At 61.5% G+C, this 23180-nt stretch carries 23 protein-coding genes; 10 read left to right on the plus strand and 13 right to left on the minus strand.

All coding sequences use genetic code 11. From position 1 onward, the window contains the following. Positions 1–88: 88 nt before the first annotated feature. The 3 genes from ACFWEM_RS07830 to ACFWEM_RS07840 all read left to right on the plus strand — a co-directional run bounded on the left by ACFWEM_RS07830 (position 89) and on the right by ACFWEM_RS07840 (position 3846). On the plus strand, positions 89–1594 hold the full coding sequence (locus tag ACFWEM_RS07830) for a glutamate-cysteine ligase family protein (protein WP_378532531.1): 1506 nt from the start codon (positions 89–91) through the stop codon (positions 1592–1594). Positions 1595–1735: 141 nt separating this feature from the next. Then, complete coding sequence (locus ACFWEM_RS07835; protein WP_378532533.1) at positions 1736–2629, plus strand: universal stress protein; 894 nt, start codon at positions 1736–1738, stop codon at positions 2627–2629. A gap of 176 nt (positions 2630–2805) precedes the next feature. Next, on the plus strand, positions 2806–3846 hold the full coding sequence (locus tag ACFWEM_RS07840; RefSeq protein ID WP_230814737.1) for an LLM class F420-dependent oxidoreductase: 1041 nt from the start codon (positions 2806–2808) through the stop codon (positions 3844–3846). Between the two features lie 172 nt (positions 3847–4018). On the opposite strand, the gene ACFWEM_RS07845 is transcribed toward ACFWEM_RS07840, so the two are convergent. After that, positions 4019–4690: an SDR family oxidoreductase gene (locus ACFWEM_RS07845; RefSeq protein WP_378532535.1), complete on the minus strand. Its 672-nt coding sequence runs from the start codon at positions 4688–4690 to the stop codon at positions 4019–4021. A 278-nt stretch (positions 4691–4968) separates the two neighbouring features. On the opposite strand from ACFWEM_RS07845, the gene ACFWEM_RS07850 reads away from it, so the two are divergent. Continuing rightward, positions 4969–5862, plus strand: coding sequence for a universal stress protein (locus ACFWEM_RS07850; RefSeq protein WP_378532537.1), 894 nt, complete (start codon positions 4969–4971; stop codon positions 5860–5862). A gap of 76 nt (positions 5863–5938) precedes the next feature. Further along, positions 5939–6577 (plus strand): response regulator transcription factor, encoded by a 639-nt coding sequence (locus ACFWEM_RS07855; protein ID WP_003946380.1) that lies wholly within the window; start codon positions 5939–5941, stop codon positions 6575–6577. 2 nt (positions 6578–6579) lie between these two features. On the opposite strand, the gene ACFWEM_RS07860 is transcribed toward ACFWEM_RS07855, so the two are convergent. The 5 genes from ACFWEM_RS07860 to ACFWEM_RS07880 form a co-directional block, all read right to left on the minus strand. Further along, positions 6580–8271 carry a GAF domain-containing protein gene (locus tag ACFWEM_RS07860; RefSeq protein WP_378532539.1) on the minus strand — a complete coding sequence of 564 codons (1692 nt, stop codon included), beginning with the start codon at positions 8269–8271 and terminating at the stop codon, positions 6580–6582. A gap of 27 nt (positions 8272–8298) precedes the next feature. Next, complete coding sequence (locus ACFWEM_RS07865) at positions 8299–8994, minus strand: hypothetical protein (protein WP_378532542.1); 696 nt, start codon at positions 8992–8994, stop codon at positions 8299–8301. 19 nt (positions 8995–9013) lie between these two features. After that, positions 9014–9346 (minus strand): cupin domain-containing protein, encoded by a 333-nt coding sequence (locus ACFWEM_RS07870; protein ID WP_230814377.1) that lies wholly within the window; start codon positions 9344–9346, stop codon positions 9014–9016. Between the two features lie 84 nt (positions 9347–9430). Beyond that, on the minus strand, positions 9431–9922 hold the full coding sequence (locus tag ACFWEM_RS07875) for a dihydrofolate reductase (RefSeq protein WP_378532543.1): 492 nt from the start codon (positions 9920–9922) through the stop codon (positions 9431–9433). A gap of 2 nt (positions 9923–9924) precedes the next feature. Beyond that, positions 9925–10725: a thymidylate synthase gene (locus ACFWEM_RS07880; RefSeq protein ID WP_378532545.1), complete on the minus strand. Its 801-nt coding sequence runs from the start codon at positions 10723–10725 to the stop codon at positions 9925–9927. A gap of 86 nt (positions 10726–10811) precedes the next feature. On the opposite strand from ACFWEM_RS07880, the gene cobF reads away from it, so the two are divergent. The 4 genes from cobF (at position 10812) to ACFWEM_RS07900 (ending at position 14920) form a co-directional block, all read left to right on the plus strand. Continuing rightward, complete coding sequence (cobF, locus tag ACFWEM_RS07885) at positions 10812–11552, plus strand: precorrin-6A synthase (deacetylating) (protein ID WP_378532547.1); 741 nt, start codon at positions 10812–10814, stop codon at positions 11550–11552. Between the two features lie 75 nt (positions 11553–11627). Beyond that, entirely contained in the window at positions 11628–12794 is a 1167-nt protein-coding gene (locus tag ACFWEM_RS07890; protein WP_378532549.1) for a diguanylate cyclase, read from the plus strand. Positions 12795–12837: 43 nt separating this feature from the next. Continuing rightward, positions 12838–14013, plus strand: a complete 1176-nt coding sequence (locus tag ACFWEM_RS07895) for a diguanylate cyclase domain-containing protein (RefSeq protein ID WP_378532552.1) — start codon at positions 12838–12840, stop codon at positions 14011–14013. A 40-nt stretch (positions 14014–14053) separates the two neighbouring features. Continuing rightward, the gene (locus ACFWEM_RS07900) at positions 14054–14920 is read left to right on the plus strand and encodes an Fpg/Nei family DNA glycosylase (RefSeq protein ID WP_378532554.1); all 867 of its coding nucleotides are present in this window, start codon (positions 14054–14056) and stop codon (positions 14918–14920) included. On the opposite strand, the gene ACFWEM_RS07905 is transcribed toward ACFWEM_RS07900, so the two are convergent. Beyond that, positions 14913–15788, minus strand: a complete 876-nt coding sequence (locus ACFWEM_RS07905; RefSeq protein WP_378532556.1) for a LysR family transcriptional regulator — start codon at positions 15786–15788, stop codon at positions 14913–14915. The two genes, ACFWEM_RS07900 and ACFWEM_RS07905, sit on opposite strands and share 8 nt — an antisense overlap. A 72-nt stretch (positions 15789–15860) precedes the next feature. On the opposite strand from ACFWEM_RS07905, the gene ACFWEM_RS07910 reads away from it, so the two are divergent. Beyond that, complete coding sequence (locus tag ACFWEM_RS07910; RefSeq protein WP_378532558.1) at positions 15861–17093, plus strand: MFS transporter; 1233 nt, start codon at positions 15861–15863, stop codon at positions 17091–17093. A gap of 30 nt (positions 17094–17123) precedes the next feature. On the opposite strand, the gene ACFWEM_RS07915 is transcribed toward ACFWEM_RS07910, so the two are convergent. The 6 genes from ACFWEM_RS07915 to ACFWEM_RS07940 all read right to left on the minus strand — a co-directional run bounded on the left by ACFWEM_RS07915 (position 17124) and on the right by ACFWEM_RS07940 (position 23093). Continuing rightward, positions 17124–17903 (minus strand): DUF427 domain-containing protein, encoded by a 780-nt coding sequence (locus tag ACFWEM_RS07915; RefSeq protein WP_378532560.1) that lies wholly within the window; start codon positions 17901–17903, stop codon positions 17124–17126. Positions 17904–17961: 58 nt separating this feature from the next. Further along, positions 17962–18438: a nitroreductase/quinone reductase family protein gene (locus tag ACFWEM_RS07920; RefSeq protein WP_378532561.1), complete on the minus strand. Its 477-nt coding sequence runs from the start codon at positions 18436–18438 to the stop codon at positions 17962–17964. Positions 18439–18637: 199 nt separating this feature from the next. Further along, on the minus strand, positions 18638–20431 hold the full coding sequence (locus ACFWEM_RS07925; protein ID WP_378532563.1) for a DEAD/DEAH box helicase family protein: 1794 nt from the start codon (positions 20429–20431) through the stop codon (positions 18638–18640). Beyond that, on the minus strand, positions 20431–21312 hold the full coding sequence (locus tag ACFWEM_RS07930) for an SDR family oxidoreductase (RefSeq protein ID WP_378532565.1): 882 nt from the start codon (positions 21310–21312) through the stop codon (positions 20431–20433). The genes ACFWEM_RS07925 and ACFWEM_RS07930 overlap by 1 nt, the downstream gene beginning before the upstream one ends. A 59-nt stretch (positions 21313–21371) precedes the next feature. Continuing rightward, positions 21372–22274 carry a dihydrodipicolinate synthase family protein gene (locus ACFWEM_RS07935; protein WP_378532567.1) on the minus strand — a complete coding sequence of 301 codons (903 nt, stop codon included), beginning with the start codon at positions 22272–22274 and terminating at the stop codon, positions 21372–21374. Positions 22275–22307: 33 nt separating this feature from the next. Further along, complete coding sequence (locus ACFWEM_RS07940; RefSeq protein ID WP_378532569.1) at positions 22308–23093, minus strand: aldolase; 786 nt, start codon at positions 23091–23093, stop codon at positions 22308–22310. Positions 23094–23180: the final 87 nt, after the last annotated feature.

Genomic DNA, 23180 nt, shown 5'->3' on the forward strand with positions numbered 1-23180 from the left:
TCTTCCTGGTGCCACCGCAGTTCTCGTTTGTCGGTGACCCCGGCCGGATAGCCTTCAGTGACGTTGATCGTCGAAGGGGGAACGCGCGATGGGTGCAGAGGTCACGGCGAGAGAATTCACCAGAGCCGACCGCAGGCTCTTTCGTAAGAAGGTGCGCTCATGCGTCGATGCCATGAAGCAGATGCTCGACGGTGGTGACTTTCGGGACGCCGTCGACAGGCCCGCGCCGCTGCTGGGTATGGAGATCGAATTCAACCTGGTGAACGGAGACATGGCTCCTGCGATGTCGAATCGTGAAGTACTCGAATCCATAGACGACGCTGCGGTTTTCCAAACCGAGCTCGGACAGTTCAACGTCGAGATGAACGTCGAACCCGGCCCGCTCACCGGTGACGCGACTTTCGAATTGGAAAAGAAACTGCGGGCGTCCCTCGACGTCGCAGACGCGCGAATCCATGCGCACGACGCCGAGATGGTGATGATCGGGATGCTGCCGACACTGCAGCTCGAGCATCTCGATCGAGAGTGGATCACCGCCAACCCGCGCTACGAATTGCTCAACGAGCAGATTTTTGCTGCGCGAGGAGAGGACATCGAACTCGACGTCGAAGGTGTCGCGCTACCTGGCGGCGACGTGGAACTTCTTCGGGCCGATACCAATTCGGTGGTGCCGGAGGCGGCGTGTACGTCCATGCAGTTGCATCTGCGGGTGGCGCCGGAAGAATTTGCCGCGCACTGGAATGCCGCGCAGTGTCTGGCCGGAGTGCAAGTGGCGTTGGCCGCCAATTCTCCTTTCCTGGCGGGCAAGGCACTCTGGCACGAATCACGCATTCCGATCTTCGAACAGGCCACGGACACCCGAACTTTCGAGCTCAAGAATCAAGGTGTGCGTCCGCGGGTGTGGTTCGGTGAACGGTGGATCCATTCGGTGCTCGACTTGTTCGAGGAGAACTCGCGGTATTTCCCGGCCCTGCTGCCTGATGTGTCGGACACCGATCCACTGGAAGTGCTCGCGGCGGGCGGGGTTCCGGAGTTGAGCGAGCTTCAGATGCACAACGGCACGGTCTACCGGTGGAATCGACCGGTGTACGACTGCTCGGATGGCAAGCCGCACTTGCGTATCGAGAATCGCGTACTGCCGGCCGGACCGACCGTCGTCGACATCATGGCCAATGCAGCCTTCTACTACGGAACCGTTCGGGCACTGGTGAACGCGGAGCGGCCACTGTGGTCGCACATGTCTTTTCACGCGGCGGAAGAGAACCTGCACATCGGCGCCAAGTACGGACTGGATGCGACCCTGTACTGGCCGGAGATCGGTTGGGTCGGTGCCGACGAGTTGATACTGCGAAGGTTGCTGCCGTTGGCGCACGAGGGCTTGACGGACTTCGGATTGTCCGCCGCCGCCCGCGATCGGTACCTCGGCGTCATCGAAGGGCGGTGCATGAATCGGCAGACCGGTGCCGCCTGGCAACGAGAGCATGTTGCGCGGGCGGAGGGCTCTGGCGCGGACCGCTCGACTGCGCTCACCGGAATGCTCCGCGGTTACGTGGAGAACATGCGCACGGGAGATCCTGTTCACACCTGGTCCTGATTGCTCTGCTAATTCTCCTATCCGTCAACAGTTTCGGGGACCTAAGTCCCCGAAATCGAGAGGGGGCGACCCCAAAAAAGCCGGACAAGTGGGATGGTTAGAGTGAAAGTGGCTCGGTTACTTCTTCAGGAAGGTGGGCACATGAGTTCACGCGAACATAACAGTGTTGTTGTCGGAGTCGAGGGTTCGGACACTGCGTCCACCGCGCTCCGCGAAGCCGCGAAAATCGCCGCCCAGCGCGAATTGCGACTCGACATCATCCACGCTCTCGACTTCGCGCCGTACGGTTTCGGTGGACCGTACGTCGACGCGGGTGGGGTGTACGAATGGGTCGAGGAGGCCGGAAAAGCGATCTTGGCAGAGGCGGAACAGTTCGCCCGTGAGATCGATCCGAAACTGGAGGTTCACACCGAAATCGCCATCGGCAGTGCAACTCAGTGGTTGATCGAGAGTTCGGCACAGGCCAGGCGCGTCGTTGTCGGAGCTTCTGCATCAGGCAAGGCGGCAACGGCAGTGCTCGGCAATACCGCGGTCGGGGTGGCCAGTCATGGCAAGTGCCCGGTGATCGTCGTCCGAGACCGCGACGGCGCGGTGCCCTCGGAGGGGCCGGTCGTGGTCGGCGTCGACGGCAGCGCATTGAGCGCGCAGGCCGTCGGGGCGGCTTTCGAGGAAGCGGCATTCCGCGGCGTCGAGTTGGTGGCGCTGCACGTGTGGAGTGACCTCGGGAGCGCGGCATTCGAAGATCCGAGGGCCGCTGCACTTGCACCACAGTCCCTCGAAGAGGAAGAACACGCAGTTCTCAGCGAGAGCTTGGCCGGTTGGTCCGAGCAGTACCCGGACGTGAAGGTCCGGCGCGAGGTCTACCTCGACAACCCACGCGGACGGCTGCTGGACTGGTCGGCAAAAGCGCAGCTCGTGGTCGTCGGTAGCCGTGGTCGCGGTGGATTTCGCGGCATGCTGCTCGGCTCGACCAGCAACACCCTGATCGCTTCGGCCAAGTGCCCCGTCATGGTGGTTCGTCCCGAAGAATCCTGACCCTCTTCAGGTTCTCCCGCTACCCCGTTCATTTCGGTCATCGAATATGAACGGGGTAGTCACATGAATGCGGACTCAGGTTCCGTAGTGTTCGATGTGAGTAAGTGTTCGATGGGAGTACCACTGCCCGTGTGCGCGTCGCACACGGCAGCAATCGTCAGGATTGGGGTTACAACGTGCGTATCGGTATGGGTTTGAACTACAGCGGCGGGTTCGCCGAAACCGTCGAAGAGGTCGGTGACCTGGAAAAGGCCGGCCTGGACATCGCCTTCGTCCCGGAAGCGTATTCCTTCGACGCGGTCAGCCAGCTGGGTTACCTGGCGGCCAAGACGTCGACAATCGAACTCGCTTCGGGAATCTTTCAGATCTACACCCGTACGCCTTCGTTGACCGCGATGACGGCAGCGGGCCTGGACTTCGTCTCCAACGGCCGCTTCGTCATGGGACTGGGCGCCTCCGGGCCGCAGGTGATCGAGGGATTCCACGGCGTCAAGTACGACGCTCCGCTAGGACGTACCCGTGAGGTCGTCGAGATCTGCCGCAAGGTGTGGCGCCGCGAGAAGGTCGAATACCAGGGCAAGTATTACCAGGTTCCGCTCCCCGCCGAGAAGGGCACCGGACTGGGCAAGCCGCTCAAGCTGATCAATCATCCTGTGCGTGAGCGCATCCCGATCCTGATCGCTTCGCTCGGACCCAAGAACGTCGAGCTGACGGCCGAGATCGCCGAAGGCTGGGAACCGATCTTCTTCCATCCGGAGAAGGCAGCAAGCGTATGGGGCGAGCCGATTGCGAAGGGCAAGGCCAAGCGCGATCCGAGCCTCGGCGAGCTTCAGGTGTACGCGTCGCCGGCGCTCGCCATCGGTGACGACGTCGACCACATGCTCGACTGGGTGCGCCCGAGCCTTGCGCTCTACATCGGCGGCATGGGCGCCAAGGGCAAGAACTTCTACAACGACCTCGCAGTGCGATACGGCTACGAAGAGGCCGCCGAGAAGATCCAGGATCTCTACCTCGCGGGCAAGAAGGACGAAGCCGCAGCAGCAGTCCCCGACGAGTTGGTTCGTGCCGTGTCGTTGATCGGTCCCGAGAGCTACGTCAGGGAACGCGTCGCAGCCTTCGCCGAAGCGGGCGTCACGACGCTCAACGTCACGCCGTTGGCTGCCGATCGCAACGGCCGTGTCCAGCTGATCGAGAAGTTCCGCAAGATTTGTGACTGACCCTGCCGTGCGCCTTTATTAACCGCCCGCGGTTAATAAAGGCGCACAGCAGAGCGGGAAATAGTCCTGTTCATGAAGGGTCTGATGGCCGGCTCCAACAATCCGCCCGCTCGGATCAGAACTTTCGTGAGCGGATCTGCTGCGATGTGATGGTGCCCGCGCTCCATTCCGTTCAGCGCCGCTCCGCGACGACCGACGGTTCCACCGGGGTGATCGCACCGGAAACCGCAGCAGTCTCGGGCGGTTTCCGAGCGTTCTCCACGTCGAATCCGGGCGTTCGAGTGTCCGGGGGATAGAGGACGCCGACGGTGATTCCGTGCGGTTCCATTTCGTATCGCAGGCTGTGTGCAAGTTGGTGGACTGCAGCTTTGGTCGGGCCATAGCCGCTGTATCCGACAACACCGATCAGACCCGCGGTGGAGCTGGTCAACAGTACCGAGCCGTTGCCGCGTGCCACCATCGCTGGGAGGACAGCGCGTAGGACATGCACGGCGCCCAGATAGTTCAGTGCCATCTGAGATCCGAACTCCGCGACGTCGACGTCGAGAAATCGCCCGGGGAGCGCGGTTCCTGCGCAGGAGACCAGAGCGGTGCACGTGCCGCTGCGGGACTGCAAATCTTCGACGGCTCGTTGAACGGCATCGAAGTCCGTGACGTCGGCGCTGGCCCATTGCGCTCCGATTCGGGAGCCGACTGCTTCCAACCGATCGGCGTCGCGCGCAATCAGTGAAACCTTTGCCCCTCGAGTTGTTGCCTCATTGGCCACTGCCTCACCGATTCCGGACGAGCCTCCGGTGACGATCAGGTGAGAGGTGTTCCAGTCGATTCGGGATCTCTTGCGCACGAAACCCGATTTTAGGCGCTTGTTGACAGGACTTTTTGCACTTCTGACCGGTCGGGTTCTTCACCTATCGTGGATCGGGTAGCCAGGGTCCGCGTGCGAATCCGGCTCCAGTGGCCTCGTTGACGCCCGAAAGGGATGTTGGCGGGGCCGTTGCCGCAGTAGACCCGAAGGTCGAATGTCCGATTCGGGACTCGCGTCGGCTGATGAATCCTTTTTGCCGTCATTGGGCAATAGTGTGAGGGCGTAGAGATTCTGTGGTCGATAGTGGAGGGACGAACATGAGTGCAACCAAACCCGTCGTCGTAGCGGTAGACGGTTCGGAATCGGCGTCGTCGGCTGTCGTCTGGGCGGCGAGGACGGCGGTGGCGCTCGGTCGCCCCCTCCATGTCGCGACGGTGGTGCACATCCCCGCCTTCTACTACTCCGAGCCGTACCTCGCCGAGAGCTTCAAGGAAGAACTGCGCCGAACTGCCACAGCTCGTCTGGACAGCGCGCAGATTCTTGCGCGGCAAAGCATCGATGACGACCTCGAGATCGTCACCGAACTTCTTGACGGCAGCGTCTCCGATCGGCTGATCGAATTGTCCAAGAGTGCGTACATCATTGCGCTCGGACCGCGCGGGCACGGTGAATTCACCGGACTGGTCGTCGGTTCCGCGACTGTGTCCGTGGTCTCGCACGGTGAATCGCCGGTTGCAGTTGTCAGAGGGCGCACGCTCGACGGGCGACCGCCGACCGAAGGTCCCGTCGTCGTCGGCGTCGATGGATCCGAGAGCAGTATCGAGGCAGTCGAGCATGCTTTCGAGCAGGCTTCCGCGAGGGGCGCCACCTTGATTGCGGTCAACGTGTGGAGCGACGTGAGTGTGCAGCCCTCGCTGGGCGCCACCCCGGAGGACAAGCTGTGGAGCAGCATCCAGACGGGCGAGGAAGTTGTGCTCGCCGAGCAATTGGCCGGATTCACCGAGCGTTACCCGGACGTCGTCGTCGAGAGGGTCGTCGCGCGTGACCGTCCGGTCCGGGTTTTGAGCGAATACGCGGAGACGGCGCAATTGATAGTCGTCGGTAGCCGTGGGCGCGGCGGATTCGCGGGAATGCTCCTCGGATCGACCAGTCGGGCGCTCCTGCACACTGCGGATTGCCCGGTTCTCATAGTCCGGCACGACAACAAGTGAAGAGAATGCATTCAATGAGTTCTGAGTCCACCATCTCCGGTACCGTTCGACTCGAGATGTCTTTTGGAGGGGTTCGATGACAACGCGGATATTCCTGGTCGACGATCACGAGATCGTCAGACGCGGTTTGTTCGACCTGCTCGGCGGGGTCGAAGACTTCGTGGTGGTGGGCGAGGCCGCATCCGTGGGAGAAGCATTGGCTGCGGTACCGCAGAGCAATGCCGACGTCGCGGTTCTGGACGTACGGCTGCCTGACGGTAACGGCGTCGAGCTGTGCCGCGAGCTCCGCTCGATGCTTCCCGACCTGCGCTGCCTGATGCTCACCTCCTACGCCGACGACGAGGCGTTGCTCGACGCGATCATGGCCGGCGCCTCGGGGTTCGTCCTCAAACAGATTCTGGGAACCGATCTGGTCGCTGCCGTCCGCACAGTTGGGCGCGGCGGTTCACTGCTCGACAGTCGGGCGACGGAGGCGCTGATGCAGCGGATCCGTAGCGACCGCACAGCTGATCCGTTGGCCGAACTTTCCGATCAGGAGCGAGCAGTCTTCGACCTCATCGGAGAGGGACTCACCAACCGGGAGATCGGCGCGCGGTTGTTCCTCGCGGAGAAGACGGTCAAGAACTACGTGACGCGTCTGCTGTCCAAGCTGGGCATGCAGCGCCGTACTCAGGCTGCAGTGCTGGCCACCGAAATCCGAAGCGGCAGTCGATAGGACTATCGACCGGACTTCGGTCGATTCGAGTTGGTGCGGCCGAGCGGCACTCGCCAGAGCAGACGTGCACCGCTCGGTTCGTGGTTGACGATTGTGCATGTACCGCCGCAGTGTTCGGCACGGCGCTCGAGATTGTGAAGCCCACTCTTGTGGAAGTCGGAGGGGAGTCCGACGCCGTCGTCCTCGATTGTGATCGCGAATTCGACATCCGCGGTCACTGCGATGGTGATGTTGTGGGCCTGTGCATGCCGCAGGACGTTGCTCAGTCCTTCACGCAGCACGGCCTCGGCGTGCTGATGGATTCCGGGATTCACCAGAGTGTCGATGGCGCCGGAGAATTGGACGCTGGGGGTCACCGCAGACTGCGCGGTGGCGTCGCCGATGACATCGAGGAGGCGTCGGCGCAGGCTCGACGACCCGGCCGCAGTAGGAGTTTGCAGATCGAAGATGGTTGTCCGGATCTCGCGGACGGTCTTGTCCAACTGTTCGAGGGATCGTTTGACAATCGCGCGTGCCGACGCGGGGAGGGCCTCGTCCGGAAGCGTGCTCTGCAGGCTCATTCCACTCGCGAACAGTCGCTGGATGACGTTGTCATGCAGGTCTCGTGCGATGCGATCGCGGTCGGCGAGGACCGACAGCAGACGCTGGGCCTTTTGCTTTTCGTCGAACTCGATTGCAACGGAGCCGAGTTCGGCCATCGACTCGATTCGGGTCAGTTCGTCGTGGTCCCAGTGCGTGTTGGTGGAATTCGACGCCACGATGATCGCGCCGACTACACCCGAGGCGACGCACATCGGTGCAACGACCGCACTTCCGGCCGACGGCACCAGTTCTGTGAGCGCACCTAATGTGGTGAGCACCTGTAGCTTTCGGGTACTCCGCACGACGTCGAACGGATAGGTCGTCGCTGGAATTCTGACCCCACGAGAAGTGGTTCGGGCGCTGGCCGCAGCATGGACCTGGGCATACCCGTTCTCGCAGATCACCACGATCACGTCCTCGACCCCGGTCAAATCCCGAACGCGGCTGGCAAGAAGTTGCAAGCCGTCCTCGAGCGAGTCACCGGCCAGCAACCGGGAGCGAATGGCAGATGTTGCGGTGAGCCATCTTTCACGAGTTCGAGACTGCTCGAACAGTCGGGCGTTTTCCACGGCGATACCGGCTGCGATGGCGAGAGCCTCCAGAATGACCTCGTCCTCCTGGGTGAACTCGGCTTTTCCTCGCTTCTCGGTCAGATAGATGCTGCCGAACACCTTTCCTCGCATCATGATCGGCGCTCCGAGGAAGCTCTCCATCGGTGGGTGGTTTGCGGGGAATCCGACCGATTCGGGATGGTCGCCGAGATGCGCCACGCGCAAAGTCTGCGGATGATTCATCAGAACACCCAGAACGCCATGCCCTTCGGGAAAATGTCCCATGATCGCGCGCTGGGACCCGGGGATTCCCTCGTAGACGAATTCCGAGAGCCCGCCCCCTGGCGCCGCAACTCCCAGGGCTCCGTAGCGACAATCCAGAACCGTTGTCGCAGAAGTAATGATCCGTTGAAGTGTCAGGTCGAGATCAAGGCCTGAACCGACGACCAGGACCGCCTCGAGCAGACGGTGGAGCGTGGGGATGTCTGCGTTGGAATCGCCCAGGCGGTCGAGCAACTCGCCGAACGTGCGTGCCGGACTGTGACCCGAAGCTTCGACCATGGTCGAAGCATATCGCTTCGCGGAACGTCAGCCCTCTTGACGGCGACCTTCCCACCACGAAGACCAGTGATGCTTGATTTCGTCGAACTCGTCATCGCTCAGGTTGTAGGTGGTCAGCAGGATCGACATACCTCCATCGGGTCGCTGGGCAGTCACGGACTGCGAGGCGACCGACAGCAGGCCAGGGCCGAGATCTTCGACTGTCAAGCCGAATTGGTGGTCAGTGACGAAGTCGACGACGCCCTCGAAGTAGTCGCCGGGAGCGATCGTCGACGCGTACCGACTTCCCGCTTCCAGTTCGATTTCGGTGATCCCGAGGACGGTCGCCACGTTTTCGCCGGGGAGCAGAAGGCCGTCGAGGTAAATTGTCCTTCGCTCGGCCAGCCCGTGGTGTTCCACGGCGAATCTGAGCAACTGGAGGAACGTCGTCCACCCCTCGGTGATGTCGTCGTACCAGTCGTCTTCTGCCGACTTTGCCGGCCGATCGATGCGGACGAGCGTCTTGCCGTTTTGTTCCAATAGAGAGAAACGGTCACCGTTTCCGAGTCTCAGCGTCAACGCTTCGGGGTCGGCCTCGGCGGTGGAGTAGATCTGGGTGATTTCGTCGTCGAGTCCGTCGTACTCCCAGCCGAACCAACGACGAATCAGCGACGGATCACGCAGCGCGGGCCAGAGTACGGACGGGGCTGCGACGATCGACACTTCGATCACGGTTTCGCTCATCCGGAAGACGCTACCGACTTCAGCCCTTCATGGCGACGGTCAACAGAAATGCGACGTCTTCGAGCGCTTCGACACTGTGCCGGTCGGCCGGAACAGCGAGGAAATCACCGGTAGATCCTTTCCACTGGTCGCTCCCACACACAAGATTCAGCTTCCCGCTCAGGACCAACAGCGTGGCCTCGCCCGGACTGTCGTGTTCGGCAAGGCTCTTGCCGGCGCTCAGCGCGATCACTGTCTGCCGCAGGCTGCGTTGGTGGCCGCCGTAGACGGTTTGTGAACTGCGACCGCTGGTCGCCGAGCCCGCCAGTTTCAACTGTTGGCGAGCGAGAGCGGTCAGTGACTTCTTGTCCATCGAAGACCTCTCGAAAGCGGTGAATGTCCTTCTTGGAGTATGACCGACTCACTCGCGAGGTGCCTCGTTATCGACGGAAGTCGGTCAGCGCGTGTATTCCAGCCAGCGGAAGCGCAGCCCGCTCTTCTCCGAGGTCTGCCAGGGCTTGTCGGACTTCAGGTTCCATTCGGAGCCGATCTCGGGAGCAAAGGCATCACCGGCGGTATCGAGGTCGATCTCGGTGACCAGTAGGTGCGTCGCGAATGGCAGTGCAGCCGAATAAATCTGCCCGCCACCTACGACGAAGACGTCACCGTCCGGCAATGCCAGCGCGTCGTCCAGATTGTGGACTACCTCGGCGCCTTCGGCGTGCCACTCCGGATCGCGCGTGACGACGATGTTCCGTCGCCCGCTGAACGGCCGGAACTTCAGTGGAATGGAGTCCCAGGTGCGCCGCCCCATGATCACCGGATGGCCCATGGTGACGCGTTTGAAGTAAGCCATGTCCTCGGACACGCGCCACGGGATCGTATTGTCGGCGCCGATGACGCCGGCATTGGCCTGCGCCCAGATGAGGGTGACTGTGCGATCGGTCATCGTCAGACTGCTACCGGCGCTTTGATCGCGGGGTGGTGCTGATAGTCGACGATCTCCACGTCCTCGAAGGTGTAGTCGAAGATGGAGTCGCGCTTGTTCAGCTTCAGGGTCGGCAACGGCAGCGGTTCACGGCCGAGCTGCTCGGTGACCTGATCGACGTGATTGTCGTAGATGTGGCAGTCGCCGCCGGTCCAGACGAACTCGCCGACGTCGAGTCCGGCCTGCTGGGCCATCATGTGCGTGAGTAGCGCGTAGCTCGCGATGTTGAACGGAACGCCGAGGAACATGTCGGCGCTGCGCTGGTACAGCTGGCACGAGAGCTTGCCGTCAGCGACGTAGAACTGGAAGAACGCGTGGCACGGAGCCAGAGCCATCTGCGGAATGTCGGCCACGTTCCACGCCGAGACGATGATTCTCCGTGAATCGGGATTCGTGCGCAGGGTCTCGACGGTCTGCGTGATCTGGTCGATGTGCTCGCCCGAAGGGGTGGGCCAGCTACGCCACTGGACGCCGTAGACGGGGCCGAGTTCGCCGCTCTCGTCGGCCCACTCGTCCCAGATGGAGACGCCGTGCTCGTGCAGCCATGCCACGTTGGAGTCGCCGCGCAGGAACCACAGGAGCTCGTTGACGATCGACTTGAGGTGGACCTTCTTGGTGGTGACGAGCGGAAAGCCGTCGGCTAGATCGAAGCGCATCTGGTGACCGAAGATGCTGCGGGTGCCGGTTCCGGTGCGATCGGATTTAGCGGTACCCGTCTCCATGACGAGCCGGAGGAGGTCTTCGTAAGCAGTGGAGACAGTCACGGGAATCAGTCTAGGGCCTAGCCTGCTGTGCGCCTTTATTAACCTCCGGCGGTTAATAAAGGCGCACAGCAATATAGCCTCAGCGCATGCGCGAACTCTTGGTGATCGGTATCGGTGCGGGTGATCCCGACCAGGTGACTGTTCAGGCGATCAAGGCCATGAACAGGGCCGATACCTTCTTCATCATCGGAAAGGGTGACGAGAAGCAGGCTCTGGTCGACCTGCGAACCGGCATCCTCGACGAGCACGTTCATCTCGACTACAAGGTGGTCGAGATCACGGACCCACCGCGGGACCGAACCCCGACCGATTACGAAGGTGTCGTCGAGGACTGGCACGAGCGCAGGGCAGCGAAATTCGAAGCGGAATTCGCGGCCGAACCCGGAGTGGGCGCGATTCTCGTCTGGGGTGACCCTTCCCTCTACGACAGCACTCTGCGGATCGTCGAGCGCGTGCTCGCTCGCGGGAGAGTGTCGTTCGACTACTCCGTCATCCCGGGGATCACGAGCGTGCAGTCGTTGGCTGCACAACACCGGATCGTCCTGAACCGCATCGGCGAACCCATCCACATCACGACCGGCCGCAAACTGGCCGAGGGATTACCTGACGGAGTGGACAACGCCGTCGTGATGCTCGACGCGCATTGCACGTTCACTCAGGTGGCCGAAGACGACGCCGAGATCTGGTGGGGTGCGTACCTCGGAACCTCGGATGAGGAGTTGATTTCCGGCAAACTACGCGACGTCGAAGATCGGATCGTCGCGCGTCGGGCGGAGCTGCGAGAGAAGCACGGCTGGATCATGGATACGTACCTCATTCGGCGCTGACGACCGGCCACAGATTGCGTCGTCGATCCTGCGCTCTTGATCCCGAATGACGGTCTGCGCACCTATGATCTGCGCATGACATCGTTCGGGCAGGATCGACGGCAGTCGATTCTGCCCGCACCGCGTGGCCGTGAAAAATCAGCGGTGAAGTCGGCTCTGGATCTTCTCGCCCAGTGGTATCGGAACCCTGATCGATTCGACAGTTTCAATCGATACCTCGCCGCGAAGGGCCTGGAGCTAGCTGTCCGATTGCTGGTTGTCAGCTCCCTGACGACGGTCATCATCGCGATGACTCTGTTGCGCTTCAGTGATGCGGGCGTTCACAACCACGTCACCAGTGTCGTCAACGCCGTGATCATCGCCGTCACGGTCGCGGTGATCGTGCTCTTCTGTCTCTTACCCGAAATCACACGTCGGTGGTCGTATTTCTTTGTCGTCTACTGCGAGGTCGGCGTCTTCGTCGGTGTATTCCTGAACAGCGATCCGTTCATCGGCTTGATCCAGTGTGTGCTCTTCGCACTGATCGGCGGTTACATCGCTTACTTCCACAATGCGAGACTCCAAGCAGTTCACATCGCGCTGTCCATCGTGGTTCTGGCACTCGTCGGGCGAAAGGTCGCGGACTACGCGGACCCTGCGTTGGCCACTGCACTGTGTCTGATCATCGCCACCGCGATCGTCGTCGTGCCGTTTGCATGCCAGTTCGTCCTCTCACTTCTCGGATCCGACGCCGAAAGTTCGGATGTCGATCCGTTGACCGGCCTCCTGAATCGGCGCGGGCTGCAGCGAGCAGTAGTCGAATTGGGGGCAACGGGACATGCGTCGAGCAAATCGTCTTATGTCGTCGCGATTGTCGATGTCGATTCGTTCAAGAGCGTCAACGACTCGCACGGGCACGAAGAAGGCGATCTTGTACTTCGTCAGATTGCTGATCGACTGCGGTGGTGTGGCAGCGAAAACGCACTCTTCGCCAGGTTCGGTGGGGACGAGTTCGTGTTGGTCGACATGATAGACACCGGTGCAGCGCCTGCATTCGAAGACAAGCTGCGGAGGCACTTGCGAATCGACGATCGTGATCCGGCAGTGACGACCAGTGTCGGAGTGGCGATCACCTCTGCTCAATGGTCGGCGATCATTTCCGACGAGGAGCTGACGGAACTGTTTCGAGTAGCCGACACCTCGATGTACCGAGCGAAGGCCGGCGGCGGCAATCAGGTTGTGATGTGCGAAGAAAAACCGTGATATTTGTCTGATTGCGGGGAGTTGACTGGATTACCCTGACCTCATGGGAACAACCGGGGGTGCAGAGCGTTCGGACGTCGTCGCGTCGCAACGACCGCTCTCGGGTCCAGCATTTCGGATGATCTCTTCGCAACTCGTCGATTGGTATCAGCGGCCGGATCAATTCGATACTTTCAATCGCTACCTTGCGGACAAGGGGCTGACCATCGCTTCACGTTTTCTGGTCGTCTCCTCGTTGGTGCTGGTCACGGTCATCATGTTCTTGACTCGATTCAGTGCACAGGGGCCGACGAGCGCGCATGCGCGCACTGCGAATCTGGTGATCATCGTCGTAACCGTGATGATGGTCCTTGTTCTCTCGACGAAGCGCAATCTGTCTCGCTCGTGGTCATACGCCTTCGTGCTCTATTCAGAAGTGGGAATTGCCGCAGCAATGCTGTTGTACTCCAATCCACTTGCGGCATTGGCGCATGCAGTGATGTTCTCCGTGATCGGCGGTTACATCGCGTTCTTTCACAATGCTCGACTTCAGAGCCTGCACATGTTGTGGGTGTTCGTCGTAGTCATCGGGATCGTGACACGCATTGCCATTGTCGAGAACTATTCCGATATTCCGGTTCTTCTCGCGCTGGTTGTTCTAGTGGGTGCAGCGATCTACGTGATTCCCTTTGCCTGTCAGTTCATACTCTCGATCCTCAGTACCGATGCGCTGAATTCGCAATTGGACCCGCTGACCGGATTGCTGAACAGAAGGGGACTGGCAGACGAAGTACGGCTCTTACTCGAGCGCTCGCACAAGCACTCGACTCTCTTGGTTGTCGCCGCGGTCGACATCAATCGATTCAAAGCGATCAACGACGAGTACGGGCACAGCGTCGGCGATGCGGTGATCGAAAAAGTCGGATCGCGACTGGTCGACAGCGCCGGACCGACGGCGTTGATCGCACGGATCGGGGGCGACGAGTTCGTAATCGTCGATTCGGTCGATCAACGCTCGGTCGATCGACTCGCGCACGAACTTCGGCGTCCGACGATCACCTCGCACGATCATCCACCGGTGGCGATAAGCGTCGGAATCGCGAAAGTGGCAGGGCCTTTCGACTCGGTTGACGATGCGTTGGTCGCCTACCCGACTCTGCTGCGGCGAGCGGATCGGGCGATGTACGCCGCGAAGGCGCGAGGTGGGCACTCGGTGGTTCTGCAGACTGAAACCGGCTGAGCGCGCTGTGAGTGTCCGTGGTCGGCGCTAGTCTGTTGCCATGCCTGAACTACCCGAGGTGGAAGCACTGGCAGGGTTCCTTCGTCAGCACGCGGTCGGCGCAGTGGTAGGACGCGTCGACATCGCCGCACTGAGTGTGCTCAAGACCTTCGATCCGCCGATCACGGCCTTGCAGGGGCGTGACGTGACGGGCGCCGCCCGCTTCGGAAAGCATCTGGCGCTGGACTGCGACGGGTTGTGGTTGGTCACGCATCTCTCCCGTGCCGGTTGGATGCGGTGGCTCGACAATCCGTCGGCAGCACCGCCGAAGCCTGGCAAGGGGCCGTTGGCGCTACGCGTTCATTTCTTCACACCCGAAGGGTTGACGCCGGCGTTCGATCTCACCGAAGCAGGTACCAAGAAGCGCCTGGCAGTCTGGGTGGTCAGCGATCCGCAAGAGGTTCCAGGCATCGCGCGATTGGGGCCGGACGCGATGGCTGTGACGGAAGCGGAGTTCGCAGAAATTCTGGGCGGCACGTCGGCCCGGATCAAGAACTCGATAGTTGATCAGTCGCTGATCGCCGGTATCGGGAACGCCTATTCGGACGAGATCCTCCATACCGCGAAGCTCTCGCCCTTCGCGACGTCGTCGCGCCTGACTCCGGAGCAGATTTCGACGCTGTACACCGTGATGCGATCCACGCTGGCCGATGCGGTCGAGCGTTCCGAGGGTCAGGACGCGGCCCGACTCAAGGGTGAGAAACGCTCGGGGATGCAAGTACACGCGCGCACAGGACTTCCCTGCCCGGTGTGCGGTGACGTCGTACGCGAAGTGTCGTTCGCAGAACGCTCTTTTCAGTACTGCGCGACGTGCCAGACGGGTGGTAAGCCATTGGCGGACAGGCGAATGTCGAAACTACTCAAGTAGCGAACTGCGCCGCGAGCAGTTCGACGAACTCTCGGGCGAGGGCAGACGAATGGGTGGGTTCGGTTATTGCGTGGACGATCCGATGCGGTGCATCGGTGATCGGAATGCAGATCAGTTCGGGATGTAGGGCGCTCATGGACTGGGGGAGCAGGCCGACGCCCAAACCGTTGGCGGTCAGTGAACAGATCAGGTCTACGGAGTTGGCTTCGAGAGTTTTTCCGCGTGGGACCTGTGATTCGGCGAAGGCCTGGTCGGTTTGGACACGGGCCTCGCTGCCCGAGGCGAAGTCCACGAGAGTGTGATCTCGTAGGTCTTCGAGCCTGATCGACGAGGCCTGGCCAAAGGGATGGTCGGGAGCGACAAACGCTGCGGTCGGTTCACTCCACAACGGTGCCGCGGCAAAGCTCTTGGGTAGGCGGCCGGCGGCCAATCCGACAATGCCGACGTCGATCGCGCCGGACCGAACTCCCTCGATCACTACTTCACTGCCGTAGGGCCGCGCGGTGATGTTGATGGCGGGATGCCGCCGTGTCAGATCTGCCAGCGCGCGGCCGACGTCGACGCGTCCTGCCGAGGTGATGGTGCCTACCGTCAGCCGCACCTGCTCGTTGCTCCGAGCCGAGACATCGCTGACCAGTCTCGACATGGCGCCGAGTACCTCACGCGAGCGCGCGACAAAAACCTCGCCGGCAGCAGTCAGGCCGACGTTGCGACTGTTCCGGTTGAACAGTTCTACTCCCAGTTCCTTTTCGAGGTCTCTGATCTGGGCGCTCAGGGCGGACTGGGAAACGTGCAACCGCGCGGCGGCCCGGCTGAAGTGTCTGTCTTCCGCGACGGCAAGGGCGTAGCGAATGTGACGTAGTTCCATATCACCAATCTATCGTTCTCGGCGATAGATCATGCGTATCCATCTATTGGACGCGCGCCGGTGTGGAGGGTCATGCTTGGCGACATGATTTCAAGCGACGCGCGTCCGAGGCTCGGACTACCGACAGTGCTGCTGATGGCTGCAGCGACGGGCCTGTGCGCGGGCGGTAACTATTTCAATCAGCCACTCCTCGATTCCATCGCGAATCTCTTGAATGTGTCGGCCTCGACCGCGGCCGCGACGGTGACCATTGCGCAGGTCGCGTATGCACTCGGATTGATACTCCTGGTTCCGGTAGGCGACATGGTGGACCGACGCAAGCTGACGGTAGGGCTCATGCTGCTGGCGGCGACCGGTCAAGCGGTCAGCGGATTTGCGCCGAACTTTGCCACGCTGGCAGTGGGAATCGCAGTCGCTGGAGTCTTTTCGGTCGCCGCGCAGGTACTGATCCCGTTTGCCGCCTCACTGGCCGAGCCTGAGAGGTCCGGTCAGGTGGTCGGCACGATCATGAGCGGACTACTGATCGGAATCCTGTTGGCGCGCAGCGTTGCCGGCGTGCTCTCCGGACTGGGAGGTTGGTCGACGGTATACAAGGTGGCGGCGGTGCTGATGGTGGGAATGGCCGTGGCATTGTGGCGATCTCTGCCGTCCGATTCCGCAGATCGCCCGAAGGCCGGTTACGGCGCCACGCTTGCTTCGGTAGGTAGGTTGGCTGCGACGTTGCCGCGACTGAGAACTCGATCGGCTATGGGCGGGTTGGCCTTTGCTGCTGTCAGCACTGTTTTCACAACCATGGCCTTTCTGCTCTCCGACGAATTCGGCTACAGCGACACTCAAATCGGCCTCGTCGGACTTCTCGGTGTGGCAGGAGCGTTGATGGCGACAGTGGCAGGCAGACTGGCCGATCGGGGATTGGGTCAGGTGGCAACCGGCGGCGCCATTGCGATTCTGTTGGTCTCGTGGCTTCCCTTTGTCGCCGGTGCCGCGCACATAGTGTGGTTTCTTGTTGCCATCGTTCTTGCCGATCTCGCGCTGCAGGGAGTACACGTCAGTAACCAGAATGTGATCTACGCCCTTGTCCCCGAGGCACGTTCGCGTGTGAACTCCGTGTACATGACTACCTACTTCGTCGGTGCTGCCGTGGGTTCGGCAGTAGGATCAGTGGTATGGAAGTCGCACGGTTGGACCGGAGTATGCATCGCCGGGTTGGTCTTCTCCCTTGTAACGGTGTTGGTGTGGATGCACGATCGCCGACTGGAGACGGCTGAACTGCGAATCCCGGAATCCCCTGTTGCAGTGGGGTAGGCACCCACACCTTCTCGGCTCCAGCACCTTTCAGATTTCGGCACCGTCCACCAGGATCTTGCCGACGCGTTCGGGATAGAACGACACGTGGTCGTCGATCCCGGACGCTTCGGCGGTGGTGAACGGATAGAACCACGCAAGATCGTCGATCGGTGCGAGTTCGGTTGTGCCGGTAAAGGACAGATACGACGCGGTGCCCTTGTACGGGCAAGCAGTGGTGGTCGAGGACGCGACAAAGTACTCGCTGCGGACGTCGATTCTCGGAATGTAATAGCGGGTAGGCAGGCCGGTTTCGAAGAGCAGTCGGGGTCGTGTCGTCTCGGCGACCAGTACGTCGCCGACAAAAACCTCGACGTGCCGGGACGAGGGGAGTGCGTCGATACGTACGTATGGATCGCGGGCGTGGACAAAGACCTGTTGATCTTCTTCGAACCAGGCGTCCATGCGATCCCAGTAGAACGCGACGTACTCACTCAGGTCCAGGGAACCGTCGAACTGTTGAGGGTAGGACCAGACGGCGTCCTCGGCGCGGCGATCCCCGATCTCGATAGTCCAATATGTGGCGTCGCCCTTCCACGGGCAATGGGTGGTCGTCGACGTCGGGACGAGGAATTCGGTACGAACGTCCGCGAGGGGGATGTAGTACATCGGCAGGCGGCCGCGTTCGAACAGATACACCGAACGAGTGGTGTCCGCGACGGCGTGACCAGCGAAGAATGCTCGAATTCGGCGGGGGTTCGGCTCCAGTGCGATCCGCCCGTTGGAAGCTTTGATCTGTGTGTCTTCTGCGTGAGTCAGTGCTGTGGACATTCGCGAATGCTCCTGAGATTCGGCAGGTTGGTCCTTCCCATCCTGCGCCCGGCAGTAGCTATTTGACAGGGTGGAGTCGAAATACGCGGATCTGGCGCCCGAATGCTCGATCGGCGTAGGTTTCGTACGGCGGCCACGTGGTGGTCGCGAGCTCCCACAGCTTCTTACGCGTGGCACCCTCCGCCAGACTCGCACCGACCGGTATTTCGACGCCCTTCACCGTCACGATTGCAGTGGGGTCGGCCATCAAATTGAGGGTCCACGCTGGATGCGCATCCTGACCCCAGTTGGAACCGACGACGACAAACGCATCGCCGTCGGGCGCGTACAGGAGTGGCGTAGTACGAGAACGGCCGGTCTTACGGCCCGTCGTGGTGAGCAGTAGCTGAGTCACGGTGTTCTCTCCGACCAGCGAGAGCTTGCCTCCCGACACTCTCTGCACTGCTCGATCGAGCGGAACCAGATCCTTGCCGAGATCCGAGAACCATTGTGTATGGCCCACATTGCGCATCAATGACCGGTAGATATTGCGCATCGGACCCCTCGCATTCTCGGCACTGTTTCGAGGCTGGTGCACCTCGACTCGAAAGAGTCTGCCACGTCAGGTCACAGATACCTGAGTCCCAAGGTCCCGAAGGGAATGAAGCGGTCAGCCGAATTCGGTTTTGGTGGAGTGGAATTGGGGCAAATCTCTGAAACCGCCCGTTTTTGGTCGGTGGATGTTCGCTGGAAGGTCAGGCCTCCGACGTCAAGACGTCGGGCTCGAGCCACTCGACGCCGAGCAACTCGGACAGCGACCGCAGTCCGGATCGATCGCCCCCTTTCAAGCCGGTCACGGAATTGAGATTGCGCAACATGACCGTGGCGACGTCCTCTTCCTTGGTGCCCACGCCGAAGGGTATGACCCACGGGCACGTTTGGTAGTCGCGATGTGACCGACCGAATGTCTGTTCTGCCGCGATTCCTGAGTATCGCGGTTGATGAAAGATCCCCGTCCGTGGTAACGAGGACGCGTGAGAGCCGTCCGGGAGTGCTTCGTTGGCATGGAGCGAAATCGAGGTCGTGACATTGAAGACGATGACCGACGCGTCCCCGCGTTGAAATCGCAGACGCTGGCCCTCCTTGTCCGCTACCGCGCCGAACAGTTTCGCGACCGAGATTCCGGCGTCTTCGATCATCTCGACCAGCGGATCGCCTGCCGTGGAGACGAACTCGACGGCCACCAACACCTGCTTGCCTGCCTTGACCTGGGCTTGCGCCCACTGAGCTGTCGACTCGGCACGGATCATTCCCGCCTTCTGCCGATAGCGGAGAACCAGCGCACGACCCCGAGCGATGTTGCGGCTCTTACGGGCCAAGCCCATCTCGTACGCGTACTCGGCCCACTCGGTCTCGTACTCGGCGCGCTGGGCATGCGTGAGGTCGATCGGCATACCGTCCAGTGGAACGGGTCCCCACGGCGTCGGTCGATGAATCATCAAGGGCGGTTTACTGTTCGACATCCACCCCCGTACGGTGTCGAGTGCCTGGGATTGCAGTGTCGGTGATTCCTTCGCCTCAGCGCTCCACGTCCACTTCCCGTAGGACTTGTCCAGCGGAAGACCGGACTCGACAAGCCTGGCGCCGAGGTCCGACCAGTATTCGGAGGGCTCCGAATGCAACTGCGCAAAAAGTGGTGCCAGGTAACGCTGATCGGCTGGCGTGTGACCCGGTGTTGCTGTCACGGACAGGACGAAGGGCGCCTGCTCGTGCGCATTCGAAAAGCGCGCAACCTTCTCGAAAGCAGCGGTGCGCTGTGTGTCGTTGCTGTACAGCTGGGCCTCGTCAGCAATCACCACACCGAACGTGTACTTGGGACGCCCGTTTCGTGCGATCAGTTTCTTCAATTGGTCAGGCGACATGATCAGCCAACGGAAGCCGCCGTCGCCCACCGAGGCGATGGAATAGCGCCAATGCGGAATGGTGATCTGTGCCGGTCGATCGACGAGGACGAGGATGTTGGTTTCGCCGCGCTCTTCGGCAATCGTCTTGGCCGACATCACCGCGATGAGCGTTTTACCCAGGCCCGCATTGTCTGCCAACAGAAATCCGCGTTTACCGGCGCGAGCAGCGTCGACGACGGCGCTCGCCCCCGAAACCTGTTCGGGTCGCGGAATTTTGGGTGCGGCCACGGGACGTTCACCGGTGCCGTCATTGATGTCGTCCTCTACCCATTGCTGATACGAGAAGGGGAGTGCCTTGAATGGAGCGAGTTCTACGGGCAACTCCGTACCGACCCACGCGTAGCTCTTCCATTTCTTGACGAACTGCGCACCAGGCGCCGGCGTACGAAAGGGAACGTCGAGGAGCCAGACTCTCTCACCAGGGCCGGCAGTCGGCACATCCGGCATCGTCGCGCGTGAGCTCTTCTTTGCGACAGTCTTCTTCGGGGCGGTCTTTCTGGTCGTGTTCCTCTTGGGTGCAGCCTTCTTCGGTGCAGCCTTCTTTGCGGCAGCCTTGCGCGCCGTGGTTGCTTTGCGTGGCGGCATCAGGCGGTGTCGACCTCGGTGGTGTCGGTCTCTGCCGTGAGGAATTCGCGCAGCGTGACTGGAGGCCGGCCGACAAGTTCCTCGACAGTGCCCGTGATCAGCGACAATTCACCCTGCGCGATTGCGGTGTACGTCGACACCCACGCGTCGAGTTCCCATGCCGGTGCGTTGTACGACGCCCGTGATTCGTAAGCTTCCTCGACAGTTTCCTCGACGTACGTGGTCTGCTTGCCCGTGACTTCGGTGATGATGCTCGCAGCCTCGGAGAGCGTCAGCGCCTCCGGTCCGGTCAGGTTGTACGTCTGTCCGACATGGGAATCCAGATCCTGCAGAACCGAGACAGCGACGGCAGCAATGTCGGATCGCGCTACAGCGCCCACGAGACCGTTTCCTGCGGGGCCCCGGATCGCACCGTCTTCGCCGGCGAGAGCGGGTAGAAAATCGAGGTAGAAGCTGTCGCGCAGGAAGGTGAATGCGAGTCCGGAAGCACGGATGTGTTCTTCGGTGACCCAGTGATCGCGCGCGAGCGTGAACGTTGCGTCCGGAGCGGCGCCGAGGAAAGACGTGTACACGATGTGCCTGACCCCGGCCGCCGCTGCGGCATCGACGAAGGTGCGATGCTGATCCAGGCGATCTGCGCTTTCGGCCGCCGAGACCATGAAAAGGGTGTCGATTCCCGCCAAAGCCGCGAGAGCGCGCTCGCGATCCCCGTATGTGGTCTCGGCAGAATCGGCACCGGCGAGCTGCGGCAATCGATTGACCGAACGTGCGATCAGCCGCTGCGGGACACCGGCGTCGGCCAACGACGCGGCCACCAGGCCGCCGATATGACCGGTAGCGCCGGTGACGGCGATCCTCGCAGACCGTGAATCTACGGACATGGTGCCACTCCTTCGGTCGGTGTGCATTCCATCTTGCCGGAACCCACTCCCACGTCAGGTCACGACGCGACGATTACACCGCGAGCCACCGACAACGCATCGGACAGAGCAGTCCTGGTGTTGTCGTCGAGGGGCAGCAGGGGCCGGCGGGGAAGGCCGGCGTCGACGCCGAGAAATTCCAACCCGGCTTTGACCGTCGACGGCAGTCCGCGACTGACGAGGACCTTCAGTAGTGGCTCGATCTGTTCGAACACAGCGGCGGCACCCGACCGATCACCGGATTCGAGTAGACGCCAGAAGTGCACCACCTGCCCTGGGGCCAGACACGGGGCTGCCGTGCACCATCCGCGTGCACCGGCAGAGAAAGATTGCAGTGCAAGAGGATTGCTGCCGTTGAAAAAGGGGATCGTGCCACCGCTCAGTTCGTTGATGCGGTTCATCCGGGTGATGTCGCCGGTGGATTCCTTGATCATCGTGATGCCGTCGACGGTGGAGACGAGATCGACGAGAAACTCCGGCGACATGTCGATACCGGTGGTGGCCGGATTGTTGTAGATCATCGTGGGAATGTCGACGGAATCGGCTACCGCAGTGACGTGTTCACGAATCTCCGGCTCACCCAGATGCCAGTACGACGTGGGAAGGATCATGACTGCGTCGGCGCCGGCGTCCGCCGCGATCGATGCTCGGCGAAGTGCTCCCGCCGTCGTCAGGTCCGATACGCCGACGACGGTGGGGACTCGGCGGTCGACGTAGTCGAGGGTCTCCCGGGCGACTGTCTCCCATTCCGCGTCGTCGAGATAGGCGCTCTCGCCGGTACTGCCGAGCGGAGCTATCGCGTCGACACCACTGCCGATCATGTTGTCGAGGAGCGTGTGTAGCGGCTTGGAATCGAACGCTCCGGTATCGCGGTCGAACGGGGTGATGGGATAGGCGACGATTCCCTTGACGGTGCTGCTCATGAGATTCTCTGTTCTGTTGGTGAGAAACGAAATTCAGTTGGTCAGCGTGTCTGGGTGATTGCGGAGAGCGCGGCGGGCGTAGTACGCGAAGTTCGCCTCGCTGCGCCGAGGAGTCAGTGTCCAATCGTGTGCCTCCTTCGCCAGGCGAGGCGGTAGCGGCTTGATGTCGCCGGCAGCCATCGCCAGCAACTGCAGCCGCGCGGCCCGCTCGATCAGATGTCCGAGGGAGCATGCCTCTTCGACCGTGTTGCCGACGACGAGTTGGCCGTGGTGGGCGAGCAGAATTGCCCGCTTGTCGCCGAGTGCAGCCGAAATGATCTCGCCCTCCTCGTTTCCCACAGGAACTCCGGGCCAGTCGGCAAGAAATGCACAATCGTCGTAGAGGGGTGCGATGTCCATTTGGGACACGACGAGGGGAATTTCGAGCATCGACAACGCCGTCGCGTGCAATGGGTGCGTGTGGACGATGCAGTTGACGTCGGGTCGGGCGCGGTAGATCCAGCTGTGGAACCTGTTGGCGGGGTTCGGCATTCCCTCCCCGTCCAGAACCTCGAGATCCTCGTTGACAAGCAGGAGGTTGTCCTCGGTGATCTCGTCGAACCCGAGGCCGAGTCGCTGGGTGACAAACGTGCCGGGCTGCTCACCGCGGGCGGAGATCTGGCCGGCAAGGCCGGAATCGTGGCCGGCCTCCGACAGCGCCCTGCAGGTCAACGCGATTTTCTGTCGAAGGGTCCAACTACCTGTGGTTACTTCGGTGAGCATCTTCGTCTCGGCGGTGGCCATGAGTTCTTGCTTGCTCGCATGCATCGTGTCGGTCATGGGGTGTGCCTTTCTCGGGACCCAGGAGTAGATGACATTCAGTCACCTACAGGACACAAAGTGTCATATAGGACGGAATTGCGCAAC

The sequence above is a fragment of the Rhodococcus sp. NPDC060176 genome, assembly GCF_042728675.1.
Lineage (GTDB): Bacteria > Actinomycetota > Actinomycetes > Mycobacteriales > Mycobacteriaceae > Rhodococcus_F.

Coding starts and splice junctions, on each gene's coding strand:
- ACFWEM_RS07905 (WP_378532556.1), bottom strand. CDS start 15,788: ATGGAACTACGTCACATTCGCTACGCCCTTGCCGTCGCGGAAGACAGA.
- ACFWEM_RS07915 (WP_378532560.1), bottom strand. CDS start 17,903: ATGTCCACAGCACTGACTCACGCAGAAGACACACAGATCAAAGCTTCC.
- cobF (WP_378532547.1), top strand. CDS start 10,812: ATGCGCGAACTCTTGGTGATCGGTATCGGTGCGGGTGATCCCGACCAG.
- ACFWEM_RS07920 (WP_378532561.1), bottom strand. CDS start 18,438: ATGCGCAATATCTACCGGTCATTGATGCGCAATGTGGGCCATACACAA.
- ACFWEM_RS07935 (WP_378532567.1), bottom strand. CDS start 22,274: ATGAGCAGCACCGTCAAGGGAATCGTCGCCTATCCCATCACCCCGTTC.
- ACFWEM_RS07875 (WP_378532543.1), bottom strand. CDS start 9,922: ATGACCGATCGCACAGTCACCCTCATCTGGGCGCAGGCCAATGCCGGC.
- ACFWEM_RS07890 (WP_378532549.1), top strand. CDS start 11,628: ATGACATCGTTCGGGCAGGATCGACGGCAGTCGATTCTGCCCGCACCG.
- ACFWEM_RS07940 (WP_378532569.1), bottom strand. CDS start 23,093: ATGACCGACACGATGCATGCGAGCAAGCAAGAACTCATGGCCACCGCC.
- ACFWEM_RS07930 (WP_378532565.1), bottom strand. CDS start 21,312: ATGTCCGTAGATTCACGGTCTGCGAGGATCGCCGTCACCGGCGCTACC.
- ACFWEM_RS07830 (WP_378532531.1), top strand. CDS start 89: ATGGGTGCAGAGGTCACGGCGAGAGAATTCACCAGAGCCGACCGCAGG.
- ACFWEM_RS07870 (WP_230814377.1), bottom strand. CDS start 9,346: ATGGACAAGAAGTCACTGACCGCTCTCGCTCGCCAACAGTTGAAACTG.
- ACFWEM_RS07865 (WP_378532542.1), bottom strand. CDS start 8,994: ATGAGCGAAACCGTGATCGAAGTGTCGATCGTCGCAGCCCCGTCCGTA.
- ACFWEM_RS07855 (WP_003946380.1), top strand. CDS start 5,939: ATGACAACGCGGATATTCCTGGTCGACGATCACGAGATCGTCAGACGC.
- ACFWEM_RS07900 (WP_378532554.1), top strand. CDS start 14,054: ATGCCTGAACTACCCGAGGTGGAAGCACTGGCAGGGTTCCTTCGTCAG.
- ACFWEM_RS07850 (WP_378532537.1), top strand. CDS start 4,969: ATGAGTGCAACCAAACCCGTCGTCGTAGCGGTAGACGGTTCGGAATCG.
- ACFWEM_RS07925 (WP_378532563.1), bottom strand. CDS start 20,431: ATGCCGCCACGCAAAGCAACCACGGCGCGCAAGGCTGCCGCAAAGAAG.
- ACFWEM_RS07835 (WP_378532533.1), top strand. CDS start 1,736: ATGAGTTCACGCGAACATAACAGTGTTGTTGTCGGAGTCGAGGGTTCG.
- ACFWEM_RS07860 (WP_378532539.1), bottom strand. CDS start 8,271: ATGGTCGAAGCTTCGGGTCACAGTCCGGCACGCACGTTCGGCGAGTTG.
- ACFWEM_RS07895 (WP_378532552.1), top strand. CDS start 12,838: ATGGGAACAACCGGGGGTGCAGAGCGTTCGGACGTCGTCGCGTCGCAA.
- ACFWEM_RS07910 (WP_378532558.1), top strand. CDS start 15,861: ATGCTTGGCGACATGATTTCAAGCGACGCGCGTCCGAGGCTCGGACTA.